Origin of the sequence: Vibrio ezurae NBRC 102218, assembly GCF_000467185.1 — a bacterium.
GTDB lineage: Bacteria > Pseudomonadota > Gammaproteobacteria > Enterobacterales > Vibrionaceae > Vibrio > Vibrio ezurae.
In genome coordinates this window covers 1-26,179 of record NZ_BATM01000001.1, presented here as the reverse complement: position 1 = coordinate 26,179, position 26,179 = coordinate 1, and the positions used below count along the sequence as shown (strand labels likewise).

Sequence of the window (26,179 nt, the reverse complement as noted above, 5' to 3'; positions counted from 1 at the left end):
ATGAACCTGAATTTTTCTGTCTATCGCTATAACCCAGACGTGGACAACAAGCCTTACATGAAATCTTATACCTTACAGGTGGAAGAAGGCTCAGACATGATGGTGTTGGATGCACTGATCTTGCTAAAAGAACAAGATCCGTCGCTGTCTTTCCGTCGTTCATGTCGTGAAGGGGTATGTGGTAGTGATGGGTTAAACATGAATGGCAAAAACGGCCTAGCGTGTATTACACCGCTGTCAGCCTTAAAAGGGGATACTCTGACCATTCGTCCATTGCCAGGTTTGCCTGTAGTACGCGACTTGATTGTGGATATGACGCAGTTCTATGACAACTATGCCAAAGTAAAACCGTTTCTTATCTCCGATGGTGAACTGCCACCATCGCGAGAGCACAAACAACTGCCGGAAGAGCGTGCACACCTTGATGGTTTATATGAATGTATTATGTGTGCATGTTGTACCACATCCTGTCCTTCGTTCTGGTGGAATCCTGACAAGTTTATCGGTCCAGCCGGTTTATTAGCGGCTTATCGTTGGTTAATTGATAGCCGAGATACCGCAACTGATGAGCGACTGAACAGTTTAGACGATGCATTCAGTGTTTTCCGTTGTCATGGCATCATGAATTGTGTCAGTGTATGTCCTAAGGGGTTAAACCCAACCAAAGCGATTGGACATATTAAGACGATGTTGGTAAATCGTTCGGTTTAGATCATTGAAATTACGGGCTTTTCGGAGTTTACTGTTAAGCCTGTTTTAGCCAACCTTTGGGTTGAAGATAAGTTCGGCAAAGACCGAAACAGTAAGTACTAATCTACAGATTAAGGGAATATATGCATAACAGTGTGATGAAGGCATGGCTCGAGTCTTCACACTTGGCTGGCGCCAATGCAACGTACGTAGAAGAACTCTACGAACTTTATCTCAGTGACCCAGATCTGGTGAGTGAGGAATGGAAACGTGTTTTTGATGAACTGCCCGTGCAGGCATCAGAACAAGGGGAACAGTCCCATACGCGTGTTCGTGACTACTTTCGCAGACTGGCACAAGAGACCAAGCATTATAGTGTCCAAGTAAGTGATCCTGATGTCGACGCAAAACAAGTAAGAGTTTTGCAACTTATTAACGCCTATCGATTTAGAGGCCATCAAGCGGCCAACCTAGATCCGTTAGGTTTGTGGCAACGCCCAGTTCAGCCTGAACTGGACCCTGCGTTCCACAATCTCACACAAGATGATCTCAACGAAAATTTCAACGTGGGTTCGTTTGCGGTTGCGCAAGAAACCATGCAGTTGAAAGACCTCTATCAAGCGCTTAACAAGACTTATTGTGGTTCGGTCGGTGCAGAATATATGCATATGACCAACACTGAGCAAAAACGTTGGGTTCAGCAGCGTCTTGAGTCAGTTCAATCTCAACCAGAGTTCTCCCTAGAGGAGAAGATTACCTATCTTGATGAATTGACCGCAGCAGAAGGTCTTGAACGCTATCTTGGTGCTAAATTCCCTGGTGCAAAGCGCTTCTCTCTAGAAGGCGGTGATGCGCTCATTCCTATGACCAAAGAACTCATTCGTCATGCGGGTCGTAGTGGTATGCGCGAAGTCGTTGTGGGTATGGCTCACCGTGGTCGTTTGAATATGCTGGTCAACGTGCTAGGTAAAAAGCCTCAGGACTTATTTGACGAGTTTGCGGGCAAACACGATGATACTTGGGGTACCGGTGATGTTAAATACCACCAAGGTTTCTCGGCCGATTTTGCCACTCCCGGTGGCAATGTTCACTTAGCATTGGCATTTAACCCTTCTCACTTAGAAATTGTTAACCCTGTGGTCATTGGCTCAGTACGAGCCCGCCAAGACCGCTTAGGTGATAAAGACGGTTCTAAAGTATTGCCTATCACTATTCATGGTGATTCTGCTATTGCAGGACAAGGGGTAGTACAAGAGACATTTAATATGTCTCAAGCACGTGGCTTCCAAGTGGGTGGTACGGTGCGAATTGTGGTCAATAACCAAATTGGTTTCACCACGTCAAACCCAAGAGACACCCGTTCGACCATGTACTGTACCGATATCGCGAAGATGGTGCAGGCACCGATATTCCACGTCAATGCGGACGACCCTGAAGCGGTGGCGTTTGTCACTCGTATCGCACTGGATTATCGCAACACCTTTAAACGTGATGTGGTGATTGATTTGGTGTGTTACCGCCGTCATGGTCATAATGAAGCGGATGAGCCCAATGCGACTCAGCCATTGATGTACCAAAAAATCAAAAAGCACCCAACACCACGTAAGCTTTATGCGGATGTGATGATGGAGCGCGATGAGATTGGTATCGATACCGCCACGCAATTAGTCAATGAGTATCGTGATGCCCTTGACCACGGTGAAGTGGTGGTGAAAGAGTGGCGTCCAATGGCTTTACATTCTGTAGATTGGTCTCCTTATATCGGCCATGAGTGGGATATGGAGTGGGACAGTCAACTGGATCTTACTCGTCTAAAAGAGCTTGGCAATAAAGTGTGTAACTATCCAGATAGTCACCAATTGCAAAGTCGAGTCAACAAGCTCTATAACGACCGTAAAGCCATGGTTGAAGGTGAAAAAGCCATTGACTGGGGTATGGCAGAAACATTGGCGTACGCCACGATTGTGGACGATGGCAAGCGTATCCGCATCTCAGGGCAAGATTCTGGGCGCGGTACTTTCTTTCACCGTCATGCGGTATTGCATAACCAAGGTGATGCAAGCACTTACGTGCCGTTGTCCAATATTCATGACAAACAAGGCCCGTTCCAAGTCTTTGATTCGGTCTTGTCCGAAGAAGCCGTACTGGCGTTTGAATATGGTTATACCACGGCAGAGCCGGGTGGCCTGACTATCTGGGAAGCGCAGTTTGGTGATTTTGCCAATGGTGCACAGGTCGTGATTGATCAGTTTATCTCCTCGGGTGAGCAAAAGTGGAATCGTCTATGTGGCATTACCCTACTGTTACCTCACGGTTATGAAGGTCAAGGCCCTGAGCACTCCTCTGCACGTCTTGAGCGCTACCTACAGTTGTGTGCGGAACAAAACATGCAAGTTGTGGTACCGTCAACACCCGCACAGGTGTATCACATGTTGCGTCGCCAAGTGGTTCGCCCAATGCGTCGTCCTTTAATTGTGATGTCGCCGAAGTCTTTGTTACGCCATCCATTGTGTGTGTCGTCACTAGAAGATTTAGCTGAAGGTACTTTCCAAGCTTGTATTCCTGAAGTGGATGATCTTGAGCCGTCTAAAGTACGCCGCGTGGTGTTCTGTTCTGGTAAGGTATATTTCGACCTGCTGGATGAACGACGCAAGCGTGAGATTGATGATGTGGCGATTGTTCGTATCGAGCAATTGTACCCATTCCCAATCGCAGATTTACGTGAAGTGATCTCTATTTACCCGCAAGTGACCGATTACGTTTGGTGTCAGGAAGAGCCTCAAAACCAAGGTGCTTGGTATTCAAGCCAACACAACTTCCGCGCCGCAACGCCATTTAACACCACTTTGAATTATGCGGGTCGCCCTGCGTCAGCATCACCAGCGGTGGGTTACATGTCGGTGCACTTGAAACAACAGAAAGCGTTAATCGATGACGCTCTTACAATTGATAAAGAACTAGAAGAATAAGGAAGCCCAACAAATGACAATTGAAATTCTGGTTCCTGATTTACCTGAATCAGTTGCAGATGCTACCGTTGCAACCTGGCACAAAAAGCCTGGCGATAGAGTAGAGCGTGATGACGTATTAGTGGATATCGAAACTGATAAAGTTGTCCTTGAAGTTCCGGCACCTGAAGCGGGTGTGCTTGAAGAAATCCTTGAAGAAGAAGGGGCAACCGTTCTTGCCAAGCAACTTCTGGCCAAAATTAAGCCGGGCGCAGTGGCGGGTGAGCCAACTAAAGACTCAACCGAAGCTACCGAAGCTTCTCCAGACAAGCGTCACAAAGCGACACTGACTGAAGAAAATAACGAAGCATTAAGCCCAGCAGTAAGACGTTTGTTGGCCGAACATAGCTTGAGTCCTTCTGATGTGAAAGGTACTGGTGTCGGTGGTCGTATTACACGCGAAGACGTCGATGCACATTTGGCGAACGCTAAAAAAGCAGCGCCAGAAATCGCACCTGTTGCTCCTGTGGAAGTGCCAGCGGCAGCTCGCAGTCAAAAACGTGTACCAATGACGCGTTTGCGTAAAACGGTCGCAAAGCGTCTGTTGGAAGCGAAGAACAGCACCGCAATGTTGACGACGTTTAACGAAGTGAACATGAAACCTATTATGGATCTGCGTGCGCAATACAAAGATTCGTTTGAAAAACGTCATGACACACGTTTGGGCTTTATGTCTTTCTACGTAAAAGCGGTGACTGAAGCGCTGAAACGCTATCCAGAAGTGAATGCTTCTATTGATGGTGACGATATTGTTTACCACAACTACTTTGACATTAGCATGGCGGTATCGACTCCGCGCGGCCTAGTGACCCCAGTTCTAAAAGACTGTGATACGTTAGGTTTTGCTGATATCGAGAAGGGCATCAAAGATCTTGCGATTAAAGGTCGTGACGGAAAATTGACAGTCGACGAGTTGATGGGTGGTAACTTTACTATTACCAACGGCGGCGTATTTGGTTCTTTGATGTCGACACCGATCATCAACCCACCACAAGCGGCGATTCTGGGCATGCATAAAATCCAAGACCGTCCAATGGCGGTCGATGGCAAAGTCGAAATCTTGCCAATGATGTACCTAGCCCTATCTTACGATCATCGCCTGATTGATGGTCGCGAGTCTGTTGGCTTCTTGGTCACTATCAAGGAACTATTAGAAGATCCAGCGCGTCTTCTACTCGATGTGTAATTAAGAATTAAGGGTGCCATTAGGCGCCCTTATTTTGACTTTATGCCCATTATTGACACTGATAGGTGTAACTGTCATAGAAAGAGAGTCGCCCCACACCTGCTAAAGCATTCTCTTTAGCATGAGGAAGTAATGAAGGTGATGACCTGGTTATCACTGAAAAATAAAAATGGAAGATACTAATGAATTTGCATGAATATCAGGCGAAGCAATTGTTTGCTGAATTTGGGTTACCTGTCCCTGAAGGGTATGCCTGCGATACACCACAAGAAGCATTTGAAGCTGCTGGGCGCATTAGCACCGCAAAAAAAGTAGTTAAATGCCAAGTACATGCTGGTGGTCGCGGTAAAGCGGGCGGGGTTGAATTGCATGACACCAAAGAAGGGGTAAAAGAATTTGCTCAAAAGTGGCTAGGTCAAAACCTAGTGACTTATCAAACTGACGCTAACGGTCAGCCAGTGACGAAGATCTTGGTGGAAGAAGCGTCGAATATTGCCAACGAGCTGTACTTAGGTGCAGTAGTGGATCGCGCTTCACGTCGCATTGTCTTTATGGCGTCCACCGAAGGCGGTGTCGATATTGAGAAAATTGCAGAAGAGACACCAGAGCTGATTCACAAAGCCGCTATTGATCCATTGGTTGGGCCTCAATCTTATCAAGGTCGTGAGCTGGCTTTTAAACTGGGTCTTAAAGGCGATCAAATCAAACAGTTTGTTAAGATCTTCCTTGGTCTTGGCAATATGTTTGCACAGTACGACTTAGCACTACTGGAAATTAACCCTCTTGTGATCACAGCAGAAGACAACCTACTGTGTCTTGATGGCAAAATTAATATCGATTCAAATGCAATGTATCGCCAGCCAAAATTGCGTGAAATGCACGACCCATCTCAAGAAGACGATCGTGAAGCACATGCGGCGCAGTGGGAGCTAAACTATGTAGCTCTAGATGGCAGCATTGGTTGTATGGTGAATGGCGCAGGTTTAGCGATGGGGACAATGGACATCGTTAACTTGCACGGCGGTCAACCTGCTAACTTCCTCGATGTCGGTGGCGGTGCAACCAAAGAGCGTGTAACAGAAGCCTTCAAAATCATCCTTTCTGACAGTAACGTGAAAGCGGTACTGGTAAATATCTTTGGTGGTATTGTTCGTTGTGACTTGATTGCTGACGGTATTATTGGCGCAGTTGAAGAAGTGGGCGTAGAAGTACCCGTCGTAGTTCGCTTAGAGGGTAATAATGCACCTTTAGGTTCTCAAAAACTGGCGGAAAGTGGTCTAAACATTATTGCTGCAAACTCTCTAACTGAAGCAGCAGAAAAAGTCGTAGCTGCAGCGGAGGGCAAATAATGTCTATCTTAATCAATAAAGAGACAAAAGTTATCTGCCAAGGTTTTACTGGTGGGCAAGGTACGTTCCACTCAGAGCAAGCGCTTGAGTATGGTACACAGATGGTGGGCGGTGTGTCTCCGGGTAAAGGCGGTCAAACTCATCTAGGTTTACCGGTATTTAATACGGTTCGTGAAGCTGTAGAAACCACCGCTGCTACAGCGTCGGTGATTTATGTCCCTGCGCCGTTTTGTAAAGATGCCATTCTTGAAGCAATTGATGCAGGCATCAAACTGATTGTGACGATTACCGAAGGCATTCCAACGTTAGATTTGCTTGACGTTAAAGTGCGTTTAGATGAAGCGGGTGTGGTGATGATTGGCCCTAACTGTCCGGGCGTTATCACTCCTGATGAGTGTAAGATTGGCATCATGCCTGGTCACATTCATAAGAAAGGTAAAGTGGGTATTGTGTCTCGCTCCGGTACACTTACCTATGAAGCAGTTAAGCAAACTACTGATGAAGGCTTTGGTCAGTCTACCTGTGTGGGTATTGGTGGAGATCCTATTCCGGGTTCAAACTTCATTGATATTCTCAAGCTGTTTGAACAAGACCCTGAAACAGAAGCTATCGTGATGATCGGTGAAATCGGTGGTACCGCAGAGGAAGAAGCGGCAGCCTATATTAAAGATCATGTGACGAAACCTGTTGTTTCTTACATTGCTGGTGTCACTGCGCCTCCGGGAAAACGTATGGGACACGCTGGCGCTATTATCTCTGGTGGTAAAGGTACTGCGGAAGATAAATTCCAAGCATTGGAAGCCGCTGGTGTAAAAACAGTGAAAAGTCTTGCTGATATTGGCCAAGGGCTACGCGAGATTACGGGTTGGTAATCTAACCCTAAATGCAGCACAGTTGAACAAAGCCTCTGAGTGAATCAGAGGCTTTTTTATTGGGTTTAATTGTCTTGTGGTTTGAGTTGCACTAACAAGAATAGGAATGCAGCGCTTACCACGACTGACGGGCCGGCAGGGGTATCGTATTGCCAAGAAAGGCTCAATCCTGATAGTACGCACAACGCGCCAATCAATGAGGCCATAATGGCCATTTGTTCAGGGCTTTTGGCAAAACGTCGCGCGGTCGCCGCTGGTATGATAAGCAGTGAAGTGATGATTAACGCACCCACAAACTTCATGCCTACGGCAATGACAACGCTGATCATTATCATAGTGAGTAAACGCATTAGTGAAATATTAACGCCTTCAATTGCGGCTAATTCTTCGTTAACGGTGCTAGAAAGTAATGGTCGCCAGAAGGTGACCAGTAGCAGCATGATCACCGCGACCCCCATAAAGATAAACATGACATCTTGCGTATTTACCGCTAACAAATCACCAAATAAATACGCCATCAGATCGACACGGATATTGTCTAGAAAGCTCACCGCAATTAAGCCTAGCGATAGTGAGCTATGCGCTAATATCCCGAGTAAGGTATCGGTAGCAACCAATTGCTGACGCTGCAGAGTCACTAACACTAACCCCAATGCTAAACAGCACACTACTAAAGCAAGGTATAGATTAATGTCAAATAAAAATCCGAGTGCTAAACCCATCAACGAAGCGTGAGCGAGGGTGTCACCAAAGTAAGCCATTTTTCGCCAAACGACAAAAGAGCCTAAAGGGCCTGCAATAATCGCGATGCCTAGACCGGCTAGAATGGAAGGCAATAAAAACTCAATCATGTTTATGTCCGTGCTGATGATCGTGACAAGTGTTGATATCTCCGGCAACAGGTTCACCTGAGAGATCATGATGATGATAGTCGTGCTGGTGTTGATACAAGGCAAGGCTCGCTTCTGGTGCACCGCCAAACATTTGTAAATAGCTTGGATGAGATGAAATCGCGGCAGGTGATCCTGAGCAGCAGATATGATGTTGCAAACAAATGACTCTGTCGGTTTTTGCCATCACCAGATGCAAATCATGGGAGATCATAAATATTGCACAGCTAAAACGGTGGCGTAGAGTATCAATGAGATTGTAAAGCTCGATTTGCCCCTGCACGTCGACACCCTGCGCAGGTTCGTCTAATACCAGTAGTTGAGGGCGAATTAATAGCGCTCTAGAGAGCAACACTCGCTGCGTTTCACCGCCAGATAATTTATGAATATCTGAATGTAGCAGGTGACTTGCACTGACCAAGGCTAGCGCATCTTGGCGCTCTTGTTGGCTGTACTTGCCAGCAAGGCGTAAAAAGCGGTCTACAGTGAGCGGCAGTGTTTCGTTTAAGTGGAGCTTTTGCGGAACATAGCCAATTCTCAGTTTATTGGCTTTGGATACTTTACCTTGGTACTGCTTATGAATGCCTAGAATCACTTTAACTAAGGTTGATTTCCCTGCACCATTTGGACCAACTAAAGTAATAATTTCTGATTCGTCAATCGATAGAGTGATGCTGTCTAATACCTTGCGTTTATTAAACTGAACGGTCACATCTTTTAATGAGACGATTTGTGTCATAACGGATTGGCCTGCTTAGTGTGCGGTTCGATGAGTGCGCTGTTATTCATGAGAAGAGTAGTATCGCTGCTTTTTCATAATTAGCAACTATACAATTCGTTTGCTAAGCGCGAGTGTTATAATGTAACATCTGCGGTTAATTTTCTCTAATACAATGGAACTGAACGATGAAACGTGTATTGCTGTGCCTACTCTCATTGGTGTTTATCAACAACGCTCAGGCGATAGAGGTGGTAAGTAGTATCAAGCCGATACATCTTATCACTCAAGAAATTACGACAGATGTCGCGAGCTCGTCAGCTCTTTTGGGGACGGCAATGTCTCCACATGATTATTCTTTACGCCCGTCTGATGTGAAAAAACTACGAGATGCCGATTTAGTCATTTGGTTTGGGCCTGATTTAGAGAACTTTATGGCTGGCGTGGTCAAAGACCAAACCAACACTTTGACCATCAGTCAAATCCCACATATTGATCTTCGTGAGTTTACTGATGCCCATGATCATGGTTCGCACGCAGGACATCATCATGGAAGTACCGATCCACACATTTGGCTAGGGCCAAAGCAAGTTGCGATTGTTGCAAAGAGTATCGCGGAAAGATTGATTGCTATCGACCCTGAAAACGAGTCGAGCTATAAAGTGAACTTGGATCACTTCTTAAATAACTTACAGCTCACAACCTCAGAAATTAGCGTGAAATTAAAAGAAGTTCAGGATAAGGGCTACTACGTATTCCATGATGCGTACGGTTATTTTGAAGACTACTTTGGTTTGAACCACCTCGGTCACTTTACGGTGAGCCCAGAAAGAAAGCCGGGTGCAAGAACATTAATTCAAATTAAAACACGTTTAGCCAAAGGGGATGTGCACTGCGTATTCAGTGAGCCACAATATACGCCAGCGGTTATCAATACCGTTACTCGTGGTAGCAACGTCAATCAGGGTGAATTAGATCCACTTGCCAGTTCTGTTGAAGAGAAACCCGGTGCTTATTTTGCTTTTCTAAAGCAGCTTTCTCAGCAGTTTGAGACCTGCTTAAAATAAATTTAGTAATAATCAAAAATATTTTAAAGCACCCTTCAATAGGGTGTTTTTTTTGATTTAAGATAAGTAAAACTGTAAGAGAGTGTGATATATTTATCCGCAAATGATAACAATTGGCATTTAGATTATGAAACTTTCAGAACTTGCAGTTGGGCAACAAGCTAATATTTGTTCGCTAAAACAACTAGATACTTCGACTAGAAAAAAACTAATGGTAATGGGCGTACTGCCGAATACTTTAGTGACTCTGATTCGTAAAGCCCCGATGGGTGATCCCCTGCAAGTGAGAATTCGAGATGTCAGTGTTGCTATTCGTAAATCGACGGCTCAACAAATTATGGTTGAGGCACAATAATGGACTATTCAATTTTAACTGTCGGTAACCCTAATAGTGGTAAAACAACACTGTTTAATGCCTTTACAGGTGCCAACCAAAAAGTCGGTAACTGGGCGGGCGTTACAGTAGAGAAAAAAGTCGGTGTTTATTCTTTTTCAGGCGCAGAGTTTAGCCTAACCGATTTACCGGGAATCTATGCACTAGACAGCGGTAACGACGCCAACAGTGTGGATGAAACCATTGCTTCTCGCGCAGTGCTTTCTACTCCAGCGGATGTCATCGTAAACGTGATTGATGCAAGCTGCTTAGAGCGAAGCTTATACGTCACACTGCAATTGAGAGAGCTTGGCCGACCTATGGTCGTTATTCTCAATAAAATGGATGCACTCGCTCGAAACGGCCAAACCGTAAATACGAAAGGCTTGTCTAAAGCGTTGGGTTGCCCTGTATTAACCGTAACAGCAACTCGTGAAGATCAAGTTACTCAGCTTAAAACCGACTTGCACCGCATGCTAGAAGCTGGCATCGAAGTTGAGCCGTTAGCATTGGATTACGGCACTGAGTTTGAAGCCGTTGTGGCGGATATCCGTTCACTCTTTTCTAATGACATGGTTGACGAGCGTGCACTGGCTATTCGCGCTTTAGAAGACGATACATTGGTGTTAAACACCGCTTCTGATGATGTAAAAGACACGGTAGCGCAAGCTCGTCACTCATTGGATCTGGATTTAGATTTGCACATTGCTGATGTGAAATTTACTTTTTTACATGAACTCACGAAAGCATTTCGCTTAACCGAAGGCAAAATCACACGTCGTCTGAGTGAGCGCATCGATGCGGTGGTCTTAAACAAGTGGGTGGGTATTCCACTGTTCTTCTGCGTGATGTACTTGATGTTTATGTTTGCCATCAATATTGGCGGCGCATTTATTGATTTCTTTGATATCGCCTTTGGTGCGGTTCTTGTGGATGGTACTCACCACCTACTTGATCCGGTACTACCACAATGGATCGTTACTCTATTAGCAGACGGTATTGGCGGTGGTATTCAAACCGTCGCAACCTTCATCCCTGTGATTGCTGGCTTGTATTTATTCCTTACCCTTCTAGAAGGTTCTGGTTACATGTCTCGCGCCGCTTTCGTATTAGATAAAGTAATGCAAAAAGTGGGTTTGCCGGGTAAAGCATTTGTGCCACTTGTATTAGGTTTTGGTTGTAACGTACCTGCTATCATGGCAAGTCGCACACTGGATCAAGAGCGTGAACGTCGTTTAGCGGCGTCAATGGCACCATTTATGTCTTGTGGTGCTCGTCTACCCGTTTATGCATTGTTTGCTGCGGCATTTTTCCCTAGTGCGGGTCAAAATGTGGTATTTGCTTTGTATATCATTGGTATATTAGCCGCCGTATTTACCGGACTCATTCTTAAGCACACCATCTACCCGGGTGGTAACGACAGCTTTATTATGGAAATGACGGATTACGAAATCCCTCGTCTACGTAATGTTGTAATTAAAACTTGGCAAAAACTGAAACGCTTTGTTTTTGGCGCGGGTAAAACCATTGTTATTGTGGTGACTATTTTAAGCTTCCTGAACTCTATCGGCACTGATGGCAGTTTTGGTAACCAAGACAGTGAAACATCGGCTCTATCTAAAGTCGCGCAAGTGATTACTCCTGTGTTTGCTCCTATGGGGATAAAAGACGAGAACTGGCCAGCAACAGTGGGTATTGTGACGGGTATTTTCGCTAAAGAAGCGGTTGTCGGTACCTTAAATAATCTATATGCAGCACCTGCGGATGAAGATGCTGAATTTGATTTGCTAGGTAGCTTAAAAGAAGCCGTTATGTCGATTCCTGAAAACTTATCGGGTTTGAGCTTTAGCGATCCATTAGGGATTGAAGTCGGCGAGTTAAACGATACTCAAGCCGCTGCTGAAGAACAAGACGTTGATCAATCTGTATTTGCTAACCTACAAAGTAAGTTTGTATCGGGTCACGCAGCATTTGCCTACTTGCTCTTTATCCTAATGTACACACCATGTGTGGCAGCATTAGGTGCATACGTACGAGAGTTTGGTCGTGATTACGCTAAATTCATTGCGGTTTGGACAATGGGGCTGGCTTATTCAAGTGCGGTACTTTATTACCAAGTCATGATGTTCAGCATGAACCCAGTTGTGAGTGCATGTTGGATTGTGGGAATCATTATTGCGGGCTTAGCGACTTTCTTAGGCCTTAAACGCCATGCTAGAAAACAGCAATGGCAAGATGAGCTACAACCAGCAGTATAAGGTATAAGGTCTATGTTGGCTGGTGCGACTGAGTCTAGCCGCACCAATTAAATATAGAGCCTATAAGTAAGGCAGTATTATGATTTTACAACAACTAAAAGCTTACCTTGAAGAACATGGCACAACGGAAAGAACGGTGCTCTCTAACCACTTTGGTTTATCTGAAGATGGTGTCGATGCCATGCTGCAAGTATGGGTAAAAAAGGGCAAAGTGTCGCGCATGTTCGATACCATTAAAGGTAAAGAGAAAGGCGTACGTTACACCATAAACCAAGGTATTAGTTTGAACGTACAGATGTAAGTCATTACTTACCTCTGCTATTTTCCAGTCAGCTAGGCGTTCACTGCTCACAGTCGCCTAGCTTTTTTTTGCTCAAAATATGTTGCTAGGGTTGGTATTATCTTGCTAATACAGCGTCCACTTCAAGTGGTTCAGCTTGCTTTGGCTCACGGCTGATCATTAACGCGCCACCGACCAGCAATACCGCACCAATAATTTGTTGGGGGGTTAAGGTGACGTCGAAAGCAATCCAGTTGATTACCACCGCAGACACAGGGAAAAAGAGTTCCGCAATCGTGCCGTAACGGGCAGGGATCCTTTCTAACCCTTTATAGTAGATAAACATTCCCAATAGACCGGACAGAATCACCATATAAAACAGGTGGGAAAAACTGCCCTGAGAAAGTGTGAATGATTCGCCATAGCCAAACATAGCGATCGTCAGAGTAAGCAGAGCAAGGGTGTATCGACCCGACATGATTTGCATGGTGTTGTAGCCCATAAGCGTGAGTTTTCGCCCATAAACGGTCGATGCTCCCCAAGCGACAACCGCCAAAAGTGCACAGCCATAACCGAGTAAAATAGCCATCACTTTAGGGTTATAGTGCCAAACGGAATTTTCAGACCACAGCGCTATGATATCCGGTGAAATCATCACAATACTGCCCAGCAAGCTCACACTGGCCCACAGTAAAAAATGCTTTTGCAGTTTCTCTTTGAGTAAAATTACTGACAACGAAATCGCGACAATAGGTTGTAGCTTTTGCAGCAAAATAACGATGGTAGGGTTCATCAATGTAAAGGCTTTAGTAAAGGCCAAAGTGCCAATGGCCGAGCCAAACACACCAATCAAGATGAAAGAAAACAGCGAACCTTTGATATACGCAAACCGCCAGCGAGGCACCATAATTTGCAATAGTGCAATGATAGCGACCAACACCAAATGCTCAAAGAACACGATTTGTAAGGTGCTGTTGCTTTCCAGTAACGGATAGCGAAATAACGTATCGGCAGCCCAAAGACCAGCTGCGATCATAACAAAAATAATACCTGCCACGAGGATCTCCAAATATAAGCCGTGCAAGTCAAAAGTGACTTGTGTGCTTGGTTTGATATAAACGTGAACAGAGCGTAAGAGGTTAGGCAATCGGCACGATAAACTGAACTGCCGCTATGACTAGCGAGCAAGTTTACGCAAAACACAAAAACCGCCTTAAGTGAGGATCACTAGGCGTCATTGGTTAAATCAATTGTGTCACTTCTTTCATCCGGACTATAACCGTCGGCTCTGGATTCACACCAGATCTGCTGTCCCTTAACCACTACTCATAAAAGTAGAGACTAAGGCGCTCGTGGGCTCAAGCTAGGCTTTTACCACCGGTGGGGAGTTTCACCCCGCCCTGAAGTCCGTTTAAGGTATCAAATTTTGCGGATGAGGAAAATCTCTTTATTGATATTATGAATATTTGTTGGTGAGGGATAAAAAGAGCTCGCGAGGCTGTTTGTTATTGGTGTGCCAAAATGACACAATCATTGCTTGTTGTTCATTTTTAGAGCATAATGTGTGGTGTGACATTTTGACACATAGGAGAAAGTTCATGGCGACTACATTACCTCGCATCACTGCTAGAGTTGATGTCGATACACAAGATTTGCTGGCTAAGGCCGCCGCTATCGCTGGTATGTCTAGCATAAACTCATTTGTGCTGAGTGCGGCTGTCGAGAAAGCTAAACAAGTTGTCGAGCGTGAACAAGCTTTAAAGCTTAGCCAAGCTGACGCGATGTTATTGATGGATGCGCTAGATAAACCTGCGATGGTAAATAGCAACCTAAAAGCTGCCGCTGATCGCTACGATAGCAAAGTTCGATGATAAACACTGTACTCCTAGAGAAAGCTAAACATGATAGAAAGCGCTTCAATTGTGGTACTGAGGCTCTAAATAATTACTTAAAAGTCATGGCTAGCCAGCAGGCCAAAAAAGACAATACCCGCACTTTTGTGTTAGAGGACGAAAACGATAATACCCATATTATTGGTTTCTATACTTTGACCATGACACCGATTGATTTAAAAGCATTACCTGAAAAATTACAGAAAAAACATCAGTCATCGACTTCGGGTGGTTTAATTGCCCGCTTAGCCGTTGATGACCGTTACAAAGGTAGAGGCTTTGGTGAGTGGCTTTTGATTGATGCACTAAGAAAGTTACTTACTGCAAGTGATAGTGTTGCTTTCCCAGTCGTAGTTGTCGATGCGAAAGACGGTGCAACACAGTTTTATGAACACTATGGGTTTACACCATTTCAGGATGCTGACAATAAACTGTTCATTACGATATCTGATATCCGAGTAAGTTTAGGCTAGCTGAGCTTTCATTTAAACTAACACCCTACGCAAAAAAGGAGCTCAACAATGAACTCCTTTTGGATTTAGCATCACGAAATCACAATGGCTTGACCATTAAGGCCGCTTTAAATTGTGATAACTAAGTCAAACTTAAAGCTTCTTAGAAATCAGCGCTGTACTACCAATAATCACCAAAGCCAGAATCATGATAGCGCCTTTACCGCTCTCAAATCCGCTCAATATACCGGCACAAGCAACTACAGCAACAGCAACTGGAATCACGTATTTAACTAGGTTGTACCAAAGACCAAACAGTGGGAAGGAGACTTTGCCGTTGTTGGTGATTTCTTTTTCCAAATCGATACGATTTAAACGCCAGCCCGCAAAGATACAGATAAACATGCCGCCGACCGCTAGGAATACTTTATCAGTCAGAAGGTCGAAAATATCAAATACACCCGTGTCGAACAGTTTCGGTCCAACGCCGCCAAGAGACAGTGACGCAAACACACACATTGCGGCCATTACGCAACTTGCAGAAAGTACCGCAGTCACACGTTTCATGCCTTTTTCTTCAATAAGGTAAGAAACCACAACTTCAAGTAGTGAGACAGAAGAGGTTAGCGCCGCGACAGTTAGGCCGACAAAGAACATCAGGGCAAAGAGCAAACCAACGTGTCCCATTTCAGCAAATAACTGTGGCACAACAACGAATACTAGGCCAGGGCCTGCGGCAGGTTCCATATTAAAGGCAAACATTGCAGGGAACATGGCGATACCTGCCAGTAATGCAACCGCGGTATCCATGCCAACAACCATACCTGTGGTTTGTACTAGGTTCTCTTTCTTCTTCAGGTAGCTACCGTAAGTAATCATCGCGCCCATACCTAGAGATAGAGAGAAGAAGGCTTGACCCAGTGCGGCCAATACTACGTGGCTGTCTACTTTGCTGAAATCAGGTTTAAATAGGAATTCAAGACCTGCACCTGCGCCTGGCAGTGAAAGCCCTTTGACTGCAACCACAATAAGAATAAGAAACAGTAGAGGCATTAGGATTTTGCCTGCTTTTTCTATGCCACCTGAAATGCCTTTACTCACAATCACAATGTTAAGCACTAGGTAAGCGGCCATCCATAGTAGTGGCTGCACAGGATCAGAGATAAAGCCGCCGAAGCTGTCACCGATGGCTTCAGGTGTATCGAGTAAACCTGTCGCTATCTTTGGTACATAGGCCAGTGCCCAACCGCCGACAACAGGGTAAAACCCCATGATTAATAGACCACTAAGCACACCGATAATGCCGACAAAGCTCCAGCGTTTATCCGTAGATTTAAAAGAACCTACGACAGAGCGGCTGGTATGACGACCAATGGCAAATTCCGTTAGCATGACGCTAAAACCAATCACGATGACAAAGGCAAGATAGATAAGTACAAAAGCACCACCACCGTTTTCGCCGGCGGTGTATGGGAATTTCCAAATATTGCCAAGACCAACAGCCGAACCTGCTGCTGCCATTACAAATCCAAGTTTTGAACCCCAGTTATCACGAGGGGCTGCGGTTATATTTCCAGTCGCCACGATGTCTCCAAATTATCAATGTATAGGTTGGACTAGGCGCTTAAAAAGAGGGGTGTAAATATAAGTTTACACACATATAAGTGTTTACTCGCGCGCTAGGTGTGGCAAGTTAATCAGTTTGTCGGTAAAGTTGAAACCCTGAAAATTGTATTTATTAGCACTTGATCTAAATTTTGTGATCAAGGGCTTGTTTATTGTGTAATTCTTTTTTATTTCCTTCTTTTTATATCGAAATCACCTTCTTCTCTTTTTCTAAGTCATTGATATATATCGTGTGTGACTGAATATTCGGATTTTGCCCATAAATATGCCAATTTCGCATGAGGAAAATAAAAAATACTCGAATATTGGCTATTTTTACACCATATACCATTCAAAATCCTGACTAAGCCTCTTTAATACACTGAGCTCTTTCTTTGTTTCGCTTTGTATCCATTCTTTAATTTCTTCAACGATGCTAGAAGTGCTTCGGCAATGGATGAAATACTGCCAAGCACTGGGTTGAATTTGTGCTTTGCTTGGACAAACTAAATAGCCATGTTCAAGTTCTGGCAAAATAAGCAATAAGTCCGTTACCGTGACCCCTTGCCCCGATAGACAAGCACTTAGCGCCAGATCTAAGGTGAAAAAGGTAGTATTACGAACTTTTATAGCATCTTTGTGCCCAATAGTGCTGAGCCAGGTTTTCCAATCATGATGATCAAGGGTAGGGTGCAAGCGTGGCAGACGCAGCAGAGCATCAAAGTTAGGGTCTCGGGCGTAGAGTTTTTGTGCGCACACTGGCGCCATGTACTCATCTCTTAGAAACAGCACGTCTTTGCGATCTTTATATTGATGAGGCATTCGAGAATTCAATATCAGCAAGTCATAGTCAGTAGAGTGGAGCGCTTCGTCCTCATCGATGGTGGGGATCACGACTATTTCATAATCGGGATAACGTTCTTGCAGTTGTTGAATTTTAGGCAATAGAGAACGAGTGGCGTAACTTAGCGCTGTTTTTATGACGATGCGTTTGTGCGTTTCTGGTCGCCACGATTCAATCAGTGTTTGTAGGCTTTGATAGTTCCTTTGTAGCACAGCAAATAACTCACTCCCTTGAGCGGTAAGCTCAATGCGGCGATGTTTGCGAATGATTAGCTCTACACCAACCCCTAATTCCAGTTGCTTTATCTGACGGCTGATTGCGCTTTGAGTGACATTTTGCTCTGTTGCGGCTTGCGTAAAGCTTAAGTGTCTTGCGACACTTTCAAATATTTTCAAGCTGTTGTGGGAGTAGGGAATATCTGGATACGGTTTCATTGTGCTTTCCCATGACTTCAAGTAATGCCAAGAGGCGTAAATGTTAATTGAATGCTAGCGCAATAGTCATTACTTTGGCTAGGCATTCAATGAGGTCTTTATGAAAAACATTTTAAAACTGGCGTTGCCACTTACATTATCCCAACTCATCGGTATGGCGTTGGTATTAACCGACGTATGGATGATGTCACGCATCAGTGTCGCCGATTTGGCGGCTGGTGGTCTGGGTGCTTCGGTGTATTCGTTTGTTTTTCTTGTCGCAGGAAGCATTGTCGGTTGTGTGGCAAACTTAATTGCGATCGCTTATGGACAAAGTATTTCCCGTCCTGAGTTTGGTCATCAGCAGATACGCTTTGCGGTGAAAGGGGCGGTCATGCTCTCTTTATTATTGAGTACGGCGCTTACTTTGAGCTTTTCTTTTGCGCCACATTTACTGATAGAGGCAAAGCAATCACCAGAGGTGGTTGCGGTGGCGATGCAATATTTAAATGCGCTTAAATGGACAATGCTACCCACTTTATTGCTATTGGTGCTTCGAGGATTAACCAGCACCTTTGGCGATGTGCGTTCAGTCATGATCATGTCCATTATTACGGTGTTCATCAATGTGCCCATTAGTTACTTCATGGCTTTTCATTTGCATTGGGGTATCGCAGGACTAGGCTATGGCACAGCGCTGTCGGCTTGGATTGTCCTTTTAGGTTATGGATTTTGGGTATTTCGCCAACATAAATATCAGCGTTTCTCTCCTTGGAAAAATACTGATGAATACTCAGCAAAACTGTTATTACCTATGCTCGCAATGGGAGGCCCCATCGCATTAGCTGCTTTGCTTGAGCATGGGCTTATTTATGGCGGCACCTTGATGGCAGGCAGTATCAGCGTGGCGTCTCTGGCGATACATCAAATCATGTTGCAGTGTTTATCTTTTACTTGGAATATTAATTTCGGTTTTGCTCAAGCCTCAGCTATTTTGGTCGGAAAAGAATATGGCGCGAATAACTTTGCGGGCATCAACAAAATAGCCAGTAAAAGCTTTATTGCGGTTACGGTATTAAGTCTAGTGATTGCCAGTGCCTTTGCGATTTGGCCCGAAGTGATTGCCAATTTATTCCAGTTAGACAGTGGTAGCAGTCATGAGCTCAGTAATATGCTGATTTCTGTCATTTGGGTCGTGGCATTGTGCTTTGTGGTGGACGCATGGCAATTACTCGCCATTAACCTATTGCGCGGTATGAAAATAGTAGTGGTGCCCACCATTATGACCGCCATTGGATACTGGGTATTTGGCCTTCCAGCAGCGTGGTTTTTAATGAAAAGCTACGGTCTAGCAGGCATTTGGGGCGGTATCGGCATTGGACTTGGCGTCACAGGTATATTGTTGTTAACAGTACTTATTTTTGAAACGAGACGTGTGTGCTCGATAAGACTCGTTCCCGCAGTATGATTTGTGAGCGAAGGTGTGTATGACAGTTTGCGGATGCTTTCCCAACTTGAGATCTAGATATACGTGTAATTTTTGTTGTTTGGTATACTCATTCTTAAATCAATGCAAAGGATGAGTTTACTATGTCGAAAACCGCTAAGATCCATAACGAAGACAAGCTAGTAAAAAAAGCAATAGAAGTCGGTTTTAAGATGGCAAAGATGCAAGGATTTGATTTGCCAAGTTCTACCCAACCTTTAAAAGTTCAATCTGTCTATTTATTCTTAGTCGGCGTAAAACAAATCGCCCCACTTCCAGAAGACAAACAGGACGGGCCAAACATCAAAAAACGCTTAGCTTTGTGGATGCATAAAGCACTCCCAGATAACGACCCGCTGAAATAGCCAGCAAAATTACGGAGTCAGGTTCGAGGTTTTCATGTGTTGAGGTGTAACCGAACAAGAAAACCTCGAAAAAGATAAGTAGTACGGTTCTATTAGCTGAAGAACTAAGGCTGTGACTAGCATAAATTTTCAGCTAAAATTTTCTCTATACGTCGGCTTTAAGAAAGTGGTAATTAAAGGGTGAATTGGATATCTAATTGACACTTGTGTGACTTAAGCTCAAAATCACCTCCCGCATTTACCTCGCTTACACTTTGATATAGAGATTTATTTTGACAAAACACCAACCGATTCTTGGTAACAAAGGCACTTTATTCTTTTTAGTGATTATTAGTGCTTTTCCTCCTCTAACTACAGATTTATATCTCCCTGCATTGCCGCAAATGGTTGAAATTTTAAATACTACTCAAGCGATGGTGAACCTCACCTTGAGTATTTATTTTGTAACCTATGCGATTGGCTTGCTCTTTTGGGGGCCATTAAGTGAGAAGTTTGGGCGTAAACCTATATTGTTGACGGGACTGGGCATCTATATGTGTGCGAGTGTGCTTTGTGCTTTCGCCTTTAATGTTGATATCTTAATTGGTGCGAGGTCACTTCAAGCTTTTGGTGGTAGTGCGATTACCGTTGTAGCAACGGCGATAGTAAAAGACATGTACAGTGGTCGTGAGCGAGAAAAAATCATGGCAACCATTATGTCTCTGGTGATCATAGCGCCTATGGTCGCGCCTGTGATTGGGGCACTGTTATTGAAAATCGCTTCTTGGCATATGATGTTTGTATTCTTAGCGTCATTTGGCTTTGTCGCAACGCTGGTGGCACTTTGCTATACAGAAACACTACAACATCGCTATGAAGGCTCAATGGTGCGTTCATGGGGAAGACTCATTACCGTATTTAAAAATCCGCGCTTTGTGGCTCTGTTGGCGATATTTTCACTGACACCAATGGCGTTGATGGCATTCTTAGCCGCAGGCTCTTACATTTACATTAATGGCTTTGGTTTGACTGAGCAGCAATTTAGTTATGCTTTTGCTTTTAATGCATTGTTTGCTTCGTTTGGCCCTACGATCTACATGAAAGTGTCAAAACGGGTTCGCACTCAAAGTATAATCACGGCTTGTTATATCTTTATCTTATTGTTAGGCATTTTAACACTGACGATTGGTCATCTTTCTCCTTGGATTTTTGCATTCATTGCTGCGCCAATTACGATGGCGATTATTACCACGCGAATTCCTGGCACTAACTTAATGTTGGATCAGCAAGAGAAGGATACAGGCTCGGCGGTAGCGATTATCCAGTTCTGCGGCATGATGTCGGGTTCGTTAGGTATGGTACTGGTGTCTTTAAGACAAAATGCGCTGATTGAAGATCTTGGTTTGATTCAGATTGCAGTCGGGCTGTTAGGACTTATCATGTGGTTATTAGTGAAAAACCGTGACTTTGTGACTCGTAATATTATCAGTAATAAAAAGTAATGCGCTAAGCATTAAAAAGCCCCGTTACTGCAAAGTGACGGGGCTTTTTTGGTGGTTTATTCATTGATTAACAATGAATGACATTACTTTATCGTGTATTAAGCCATCGCCAGTTCTTTCTTTTGATGGGCAAGATATTCGTCATAAGTACCTTGGAAATTCACGAGTTTTTTGTCTTTCACATCAATGATTGAAGTGGCTAATGACGAGACAAACTCGCGGTCATGGCTGACAAAGATAAGCGTACCTTGATAGTCTTTTAACGCGTTATTTAGCGCTTCGATGGCTTCCATATCCATGTGGTTAGTGGGCTCATCCATGACGAGTACGTTGATGTCTTGCATCATTAGCTTGCCAAATAACAGTCGGTTTTTCTCGCCACCAGAACAATTTTTTGCTTTCTTGTTCGCATCATCTGCGGTGAACAGTAGGCGGCCAAGAATGCCACGTACCATAAGATCATCGTGCTTGACGGTACGCCATTGTGAAATCCAATCAAAGATCGAAAGGTCGTTGTCAAAATCTGCGGTGCTGTCTTGTGGGCAATAACCAATAGAGGCGTTTTCTGACCATTTCACTACACCTTGCGTTTGCTCTAATTCATTGACTAAGCAGCGCAGTAAGGTGGTTTTACCTACACCGTTTTCACCGATAACCGCAAGGCGCGTTCCTGCTTCAAGGAGGAGATTGCCGTTTTCAAATAATAATTCATCGCCAAACGCATGGCCTAAATCTTGTAACTCTAGCGCTTGTCGGTGCAGTTTTTTGCCTTCTCCAAAGTCAATAGAAGGGCTGATGCGGCTAGAAGATTTCACTTCGTCTAGCTTGATCTTATCCATTTTCTTCGCTCTTGAACTGGCTTGTTTTGCTTTAGAAGCATTCGCGCCAAAACGGTTCACAAAGTCTTGCAGCTCGTTAATTTCAGCCGCTTTTTTTGCATTGCTTGCCAATAATTGCTCGCGAATAAGCCCTGATGCTTCAAGGAAGTATTCGTAGTTGCCCGGATAGATGCGAAGCTCACCGTAATCGATGTCTGCCATGTGGGTGCAGACTGAATTTAGGAAGTGGCGATCGTGCGAGATAATGATCATAGTGCACTTACGTTGATTCAGTTCTTCGCCGAGCCAGTTAATGGTATGAATATCCAAGTTGTTGGTAGGCTCATCCAGTAGCAAAATATCTGGGTTAGCAAATAAGGCTTGCGCTAGTAACACACGCAGTTTCCAACCAGGAGCCACTTGTTGCATCAAGCCAAAGTGAAACTCTTCTTCAATGCCAGCTTGTAGTAAAATATCTCCGGCGCGACTTTCTGCGGTATAGCCGTCCATTTCAGCAAATTCACTTTCAAGCTCAGCGACTTTCATGCCATCTTCTTCGCTCATTTCTGGCAAAGAGTAAATGCGGTCACGCTCTTGTTTGATTTCCCAAAGTTTACGATCGCCCATGATCACCACATCGATAACATTGTGTTGTTCAAAGGCAAATTGGTCTTGACTCAGTACGCCTAGCTTCAGCCCTGGAGTAATTGATACATTGCCTGAGCTCGGTGTTAATGCGCCACTTAGGATTTTCATAAAGGTTGATTTACCACACCCATTTGCGCCAATGAGGCCATAGCGGTTGCCGTTACCAAACTTAGCAGAGATGTTTTCAAATAACGGCTCTGCGCCAAATTGCATGGTGATGTTTGCGGTAGATATCAAAGAAGAATTCCTAGGTGTTGGAGTTGAAAGTTGCCAAATAAAAGAGAGGGATTTAGCAAAACATGAACTGTGAATTTAGAGGCGACGAATTATACAGATTTATTCAACAAAAGACAGTTATGAGAGCCAAGTCACGCACAGGAATAGGCTGTCATAGCCGTCGTATGAATATCTTGCCTTATTGTCAAATATATATTGATAATAATTCAATGATTAACCTGTTTATGATTGCTTTGTGTAACCTTAATCTATGCGCATACCCAGTTGGCATGTCGCTGTATTGGGAAAGAATGAAAGAGAGAACCTAATGACCAAACTGACTATCGTAGCCAACATCGTTGCCAATGCAGACAAAATGGAATTGGTTAAAGCTGAGCTGTTAAAGTTAATTGATATTACTCGCGCCGAAGAAGGCTGCCTTAACTACGATCTTCATCAAGACAATGAGAATCCAGCTCACTTTACCTTCTATGAAAACTGGGCATCTCGTGAATTATGGCAAACGCATATGGCGAACACTCACCTTGCCGACTATATGGCCGCTACAGAAGGGGCGGTGGCAAGCTTTACATTAAATGAAATGACACATATCGGGTAAAGGTGCTAAGCCTATTGATTTGGGTGGTCTCACCACCCAGTCGCCTCGTTTTTAAACCGACTGAATACCTTGACCAAATGCTTGACCAGTGATTAGATGCGCGCAGTAGATCAGAGGGCTTTGCCGTTGGTGACAACATCAAAATCTGACTAGCAAAGTAAAGAAGTAGGTTTGTCATATGGAAATAAAAACGCTCAAAAGTTTTGTAGCGGTAGCAACCTTTAGCAGTTTTTCTAGAGCGGCAAAAGAGTTGAACACGGTACAACCTGCCATCAGTCGTCATATTGCTGCACTGGAAAGTGAGTTGAAAACCCAGCTCTTTTTTCGCACCTCAAGAGAGGTCTCTTTAACCGCATCAGGTGCACGTTTGTTCAAAGATGCCTCAGCACTTATCTTGCAAGTAGAGCAAACGAAACAAGCTGTTCAGCGAGCTTCGCAAGGACAAATTGGCACTTTGACAATTGGTTATTTAGGGGGCGCAGTATTGAGCTTCCTACCACGTTTGGTTCGCCAATACATAAAGAGTCACCCCAATATTGATGTGAATTTGGTGGAAATGACCGCCGCCGAACAAGTAGAAGCATTACTTGATCAGCGCATTGATATTAGCTTGTCACGCCCTATGCCAGAGCAATACGCGCAAAGTTATACTTCTTTTGAAATATACAAAGATAAATTGGTCGCGGTGCTTTCACTGGATCATCCATTGGCGCAGTGCGCTTCGATACAGTTGTCAGACATTCAGCATGAGCCTTTTATTTTATTTGATCGTGAATCCGCAATTGGCCTGTTTGATGGCATTATCAAAGAGTGCCAAATTGCGCAATTTTCCCCGCGTATTATTCATCATCCCAAGCAGATGCAAACCGTCTTAACACAAGTTGCTTCCGGGCTTGGTGTGTCTGTTGTGCCTTCTGCGATTCAAGATTTACGCAGTGATGAGTGCGTGTTTGTCCCCATTGATGGAATGCGAGATACCCTTCCACTAGTTTTAACTTATCAAACACATCGAGCTTCGCCAATGGCAAAGGACTTTGCTCAATTAATCCATCAGCATTGTGATGAAATAAAGCGACAGCAGAAATAACCTGATCTATTCAATTTTGGTATTGAATCTAATTCAATTTATTATTTTTGGTATCAATTACGTCGACGTATGATGCTCGCCTTTAATTTAGGAATACCAATCACAGTGGATTATCACGATTGGTATCAGGGTCATAGTGACTCGTTGTGTGAGTTTATCGGTGTATCAATGAATCAAAGCAATAACAATCCATTAAGTAAAGGGCGCCTGTTGTTAATGTCGAGCGCAGTATCGGCGACGGCAGCAAACCTGTACTACAACCAACCTATTTTACCTCAGATTGGTAGCGATTTAGGCTTAACCAGTGAGCAGTTAGGCTCAATTCCTGCTGCGGGGCAACTGGGTTATGCCGCCGCTTTGTTACTGTTGTCTCCGTTAGGCGATACCATTCCTCGTCGACGTTTAATTGCGATTTTATCGGTACTATTGGTTGCCTCATCAGTATTGGCATTTTCTGTCTCTAGCCTATTCATGCTTGTGATTGCATGTTTTGCGATTGGTTTAAGTGCCAACATTACCCAGCAGTTAATTCCTTTTGCGGCGTCGCTCAGTACCCCTGAGAGCAAGGGCAAAGTGATTGGTACTTTAATGACAGGCTTAACCGTGGGTATTTTGTTATCACGAACGTTAAGTGGGTTCATTGGTGAACAATTTGGTTGGCGAGCGGTGTTTATGATGTCAGCGGTACTGGCGTGTATTTTTGGTCTGTTGTTGTATCGCTTTTTACCGTCAAACATACCCGCGAGCAAAATCCCGTATCCACAATTGGTGCTGAGTATGGCGACCTTGTTAAAGAAGCATGCCGCTTTACGCCAATCGGCGTTAACCGGTGCATTTTGGTTTGCATCATTTAATGCACTGTGGGCGACATTGGCGCTGCATGTGAATGATTCTCCTTTTAACTACAATGCTCAACAAGCGGGTCTATTTGGTGTCATCGCTCTTGCGGGAATTATTGGTGCTAAGGTTTCCGGCTCGTTGGTGAGCAAAGTGGGCTCACGCAATATGATCAATGTCGCGGTCTCATTGATTGTGTTTGGCTTTATTATTTCAGGAGTGTTTGGTGATAGCTTAGCTGGATTAATTGTGGGCATTATCTTGATTGATCTGGGCGTGTTTAGTGCGCAAGTCTCTAACCAAGTACGAGTATTCTCCATTGATCCTGCGGCACAAAGTCGCATCAATGGCGTGTATATGCTGGGCTATTACTTAGGTGGTGCATGGGGCTCATTTGTTGGAGTAATGGCTTTTGAAGAGTTCGGTTGGGCTGGGGTTTCCGTGTTCAGTATCGTGATGCTGTTTATCAGTTTTCTTGCCAATAACGCCATGAATCGCAGTGTGTTGTTTGATGCACAGACCTCGTCATAATATTTTTTAAACCACCTAGCTATTCCTCCTTCAGCCATAAAAGTAACGTGAAGCGCTTTTATGGCTCTTTGTTATCAATTTAATATAAATAGCGAACTCGATAGGTAAGGCGTACCGCCCAGTAAGAAAGAGCAACACTTGCCAGCGTAACAAGAGGGATATAGAGAGCTGCGTCGATGTGCGTTAATAGCCAA

Annotated in this window: 23 protein-coding genes and 1 riboswitch; of the genes, 17 read left to right on the top strand and 6 right to left on the bottom strand. The window is 44.3% G+C overall.

Annotation, left to right across the window (positions count from 1 at the left end):
• From VEZ01S_RS00115 to sucD, 5 genes are all read left to right on the top strand, one after another.
• On the top strand, window positions 1-711 hold the full coding sequence (locus VEZ01S_RS00115; RefSeq protein ID WP_021711970.1) for a succinate dehydrogenase iron-sulfur subunit: 711 nt from the start codon (window positions 1-3) through the stop codon (window positions 709-711).
• 122 nt (window positions 712-833) lie between these two features.
• Window positions 834-3,659: a 2-oxoglutarate dehydrogenase E1 component gene (gene sucA / locus VEZ01S_RS00110; protein ID WP_021711969.1), complete on the top strand. Its 2,826-nt coding sequence runs from the start codon at window positions 834-836 to the stop codon at window positions 3,657-3,659.
• Window positions 3,660-3,672: 13 nt separating this feature from the next.
• A complete protein-coding gene (gene odhB / locus VEZ01S_RS00105) occupies window positions 3,673-4,884 on the top strand; it encodes a 2-oxoglutarate dehydrogenase complex dihydrolipoyllysine-residue succinyltransferase (RefSeq protein WP_021711968.1) in 1,212 nt (403 codons plus the stop codon).
• Window positions 4,885-5,066: 182 nt separating this feature from the next.
• Window positions 5,067-6,233: an ADP-forming succinate--CoA ligase subunit beta gene (sucC, locus tag VEZ01S_RS00100; protein WP_021711967.1), complete on the top strand. Its 1,167-nt coding sequence runs from the start codon at window positions 5,067-5,069 to the stop codon at window positions 6,231-6,233.
• Complete coding sequence (gene sucD / locus VEZ01S_RS00095) at window positions 6,233-7,105, top strand: succinate--CoA ligase subunit alpha (RefSeq protein WP_021711966.1); 873 nt, start codon at window positions 6,233-6,235, stop codon at window positions 7,103-7,105. Before sucC ends, sucD begins: the two co-directional genes overlap by 1 nt.
• A 65-nt stretch (window positions 7,106-7,170) precedes the next feature.
• On the opposite strand, the gene znuB is transcribed toward sucD, so the two are convergent.
• Together znuB and znuC are read right to left on the bottom strand one after the other, a co-directional pair.
• Window positions 7,171-7,956, bottom strand: coding sequence for a zinc ABC transporter permease subunit ZnuB (znuB, locus tag VEZ01S_RS00090; RefSeq protein WP_021711965.1), 786 nt, complete (start codon window positions 7,954-7,956; stop codon window positions 7,171-7,173).
• Complete coding sequence (gene znuC / locus VEZ01S_RS00085) at window positions 7,949-8,734, bottom strand: zinc ABC transporter ATP-binding protein ZnuC (RefSeq protein WP_021711964.1); 786 nt, start codon at window positions 8,732-8,734, stop codon at window positions 7,949-7,951. The genes znuB and znuC overlap by 8 nt, the downstream gene beginning before the upstream one ends.
• Before the next feature lie 167 nt (window positions 8,735-8,901).
• On the opposite strand from znuC, the gene znuA reads away from it, so the two are divergent.
• The 4 genes from znuA to VEZ01S_RS00065 all read left to right on the top strand — a co-directional run bounded on the left by znuA (window position 8,902) and on the right by VEZ01S_RS00065 (window position 12,712).
• Entirely contained in the window at window positions 8,902-9,780 is an 879-nt protein-coding gene (gene znuA / locus VEZ01S_RS00080; RefSeq protein WP_021711963.1) for a zinc ABC transporter substrate-binding protein ZnuA, read from the top strand.
• Window positions 9,781-9,907: 127 nt separating this feature from the next.
• Window positions 9,908-10,135 carry a FeoA family protein gene (locus tag VEZ01S_RS00075; protein ID WP_021711962.1) on the top strand — a complete coding sequence of 76 codons (228 nt, stop codon included), beginning with the start codon at window positions 9,908-9,910 and terminating at the stop codon, window positions 10,133-10,135.
• On the top strand, window positions 10,135-12,411 hold the full coding sequence (gene feoB / locus VEZ01S_RS00070) for a Fe(2+) transporter permease subunit FeoB (RefSeq protein WP_021711961.1): 2,277 nt from the start codon (window positions 10,135-10,137) through the stop codon (window positions 12,409-12,411). The genes VEZ01S_RS00075 and feoB overlap by 1 nt, the downstream gene beginning before the upstream one ends.
• A gap of 79 nt (window positions 12,412-12,490) precedes the next feature.
• Entirely contained in the window at window positions 12,491-12,712 is a 222-nt protein-coding gene (locus VEZ01S_RS00065; protein WP_021711960.1) for a FeoC-like transcriptional regulator, read from the top strand.
• A gap of 97 nt (window positions 12,713-12,809) precedes the next feature.
• On the opposite strand, the gene VEZ01S_RS00060 is transcribed toward VEZ01S_RS00065, so the two are convergent.
• On the bottom strand, window positions 12,810-13,748 hold the full coding sequence (locus VEZ01S_RS00060; protein ID WP_021711959.1) for a DMT family transporter: 939 nt from the start codon (window positions 13,746-13,748) through the stop codon (window positions 12,810-12,812).
• A 195-nt stretch (window positions 13,749-13,943) separates the two neighbouring features.
• Window positions 13,944-14,103: riboswitch (FMN riboswitch) on the bottom strand.
• Between the two features lie 186 nt (window positions 14,104-14,289).
• Between VEZ01S_RS00060 and VEZ01S_RS00055 the strand changes: the two genes are divergently transcribed.
• Complete coding sequence (locus VEZ01S_RS00055) at window positions 14,290-14,562, top strand: type II toxin-antitoxin system TacA family antitoxin (RefSeq protein WP_021711958.1); 273 nt, start codon at window positions 14,290-14,292, stop codon at window positions 14,560-14,562.
• Window positions 14,559-15,056 (top strand): GNAT family N-acetyltransferase, encoded by a 498-nt coding sequence (locus VEZ01S_RS00050; RefSeq protein WP_021711957.1) that lies wholly within the window; start codon window positions 14,559-14,561, stop codon window positions 15,054-15,056. The genes VEZ01S_RS00055 and VEZ01S_RS00050 overlap by 4 nt, the downstream gene beginning before the upstream one ends.
• A gap of 132 nt (window positions 15,057-15,188) precedes the next feature.
• Here VEZ01S_RS00050 and VEZ01S_RS00045 read toward each other — a convergent pair whose 3' ends face one another.
• Together VEZ01S_RS00045 and VEZ01S_RS00040 are read right to left on the bottom strand one after the other, a co-directional pair.
• Window positions 15,189-16,619, bottom strand: a complete 1,431-nt coding sequence (locus tag VEZ01S_RS00045; protein ID WP_021711956.1) for a sodium-dependent transporter — start codon at window positions 16,617-16,619, stop codon at window positions 15,189-15,191.
• 357 nt (window positions 16,620-16,976) lie between these two features.
• A complete protein-coding gene (locus VEZ01S_RS00040) occupies window positions 16,977-17,918 on the bottom strand; it encodes a LysR family transcriptional regulator (protein ID WP_021711955.1) in 942 nt (313 codons plus the stop codon).
• Between the two features lie 100 nt (window positions 17,919-18,018).
• Here VEZ01S_RS00040 and VEZ01S_RS00035 point away from each other — a divergent pair, with 100 nt between their 5' ends.
• From VEZ01S_RS00035 to VEZ01S_RS00025, 3 genes are all read left to right on the top strand, one after another.
• Window positions 18,019-19,365 carry an MATE family efflux transporter gene (locus tag VEZ01S_RS00035; protein WP_021711954.1) on the top strand — a complete coding sequence of 449 codons (1,347 nt, stop codon included), beginning with the start codon at window positions 18,019-18,021 and terminating at the stop codon, window positions 19,363-19,365.
• A gap of 122 nt (window positions 19,366-19,487) precedes the next feature.
• Complete coding sequence (locus VEZ01S_RS00030) at window positions 19,488-19,748, top strand: DUF5062 family protein (protein ID WP_021711953.1); 261 nt, start codon at window positions 19,488-19,490, stop codon at window positions 19,746-19,748.
• A 272-nt stretch (window positions 19,749-20,020) separates the two neighbouring features.
• A complete protein-coding gene (locus VEZ01S_RS00025; protein ID WP_021711952.1) occupies window positions 20,021-21,229 on the top strand; it encodes a multidrug effflux MFS transporter in 1,209 nt (402 codons plus the stop codon).
• A 98-nt stretch (window positions 21,230-21,327) separates the two neighbouring features.
• Here VEZ01S_RS00025 and VEZ01S_RS00020 read toward each other — a convergent pair whose 3' ends face one another.
• Complete coding sequence (locus tag VEZ01S_RS00020) at window positions 21,328-22,932, bottom strand: ABC-F family ATPase (protein ID WP_021711951.1); 1,605 nt, start codon at window positions 22,930-22,932, stop codon at window positions 21,328-21,330.
• A 307-nt stretch (window positions 22,933-23,239) separates the two neighbouring features.
• Here VEZ01S_RS00020 and VEZ01S_RS00015 point away from each other — a divergent pair, with 307 nt between their 5' ends.
• The 3 genes from VEZ01S_RS00015 to VEZ01S_RS00005 all read left to right on the top strand — a co-directional run bounded on the left by VEZ01S_RS00015 (window position 23,240) and on the right by VEZ01S_RS00005 (window position 25,985).
• Window positions 23,240-23,530 carry a putative quinol monooxygenase gene (locus VEZ01S_RS00015; RefSeq protein WP_021711949.1) on the top strand — a complete coding sequence of 97 codons (291 nt, stop codon included), beginning with the start codon at window positions 23,240-23,242 and terminating at the stop codon, window positions 23,528-23,530.
• A gap of 178 nt (window positions 23,531-23,708) precedes the next feature.
• Window positions 23,709-24,617, top strand: a complete 909-nt coding sequence (locus tag VEZ01S_RS00010; protein ID WP_021711948.1) for a LysR family transcriptional regulator — start codon at window positions 23,709-23,711, stop codon at window positions 24,615-24,617.
• Between the two features lie 168 nt (window positions 24,618-24,785).
• The gene (locus VEZ01S_RS00005; RefSeq protein ID WP_040889850.1) at window positions 24,786-25,985 is read left to right on the top strand and encodes an MFS transporter; all 1,200 of its coding nucleotides are present in this window, start codon (window positions 24,786-24,788) and stop codon (window positions 25,983-25,985) included.
• The last annotated feature ends 194 nt before the right edge of the window (window positions 25,986-26,179 follow it).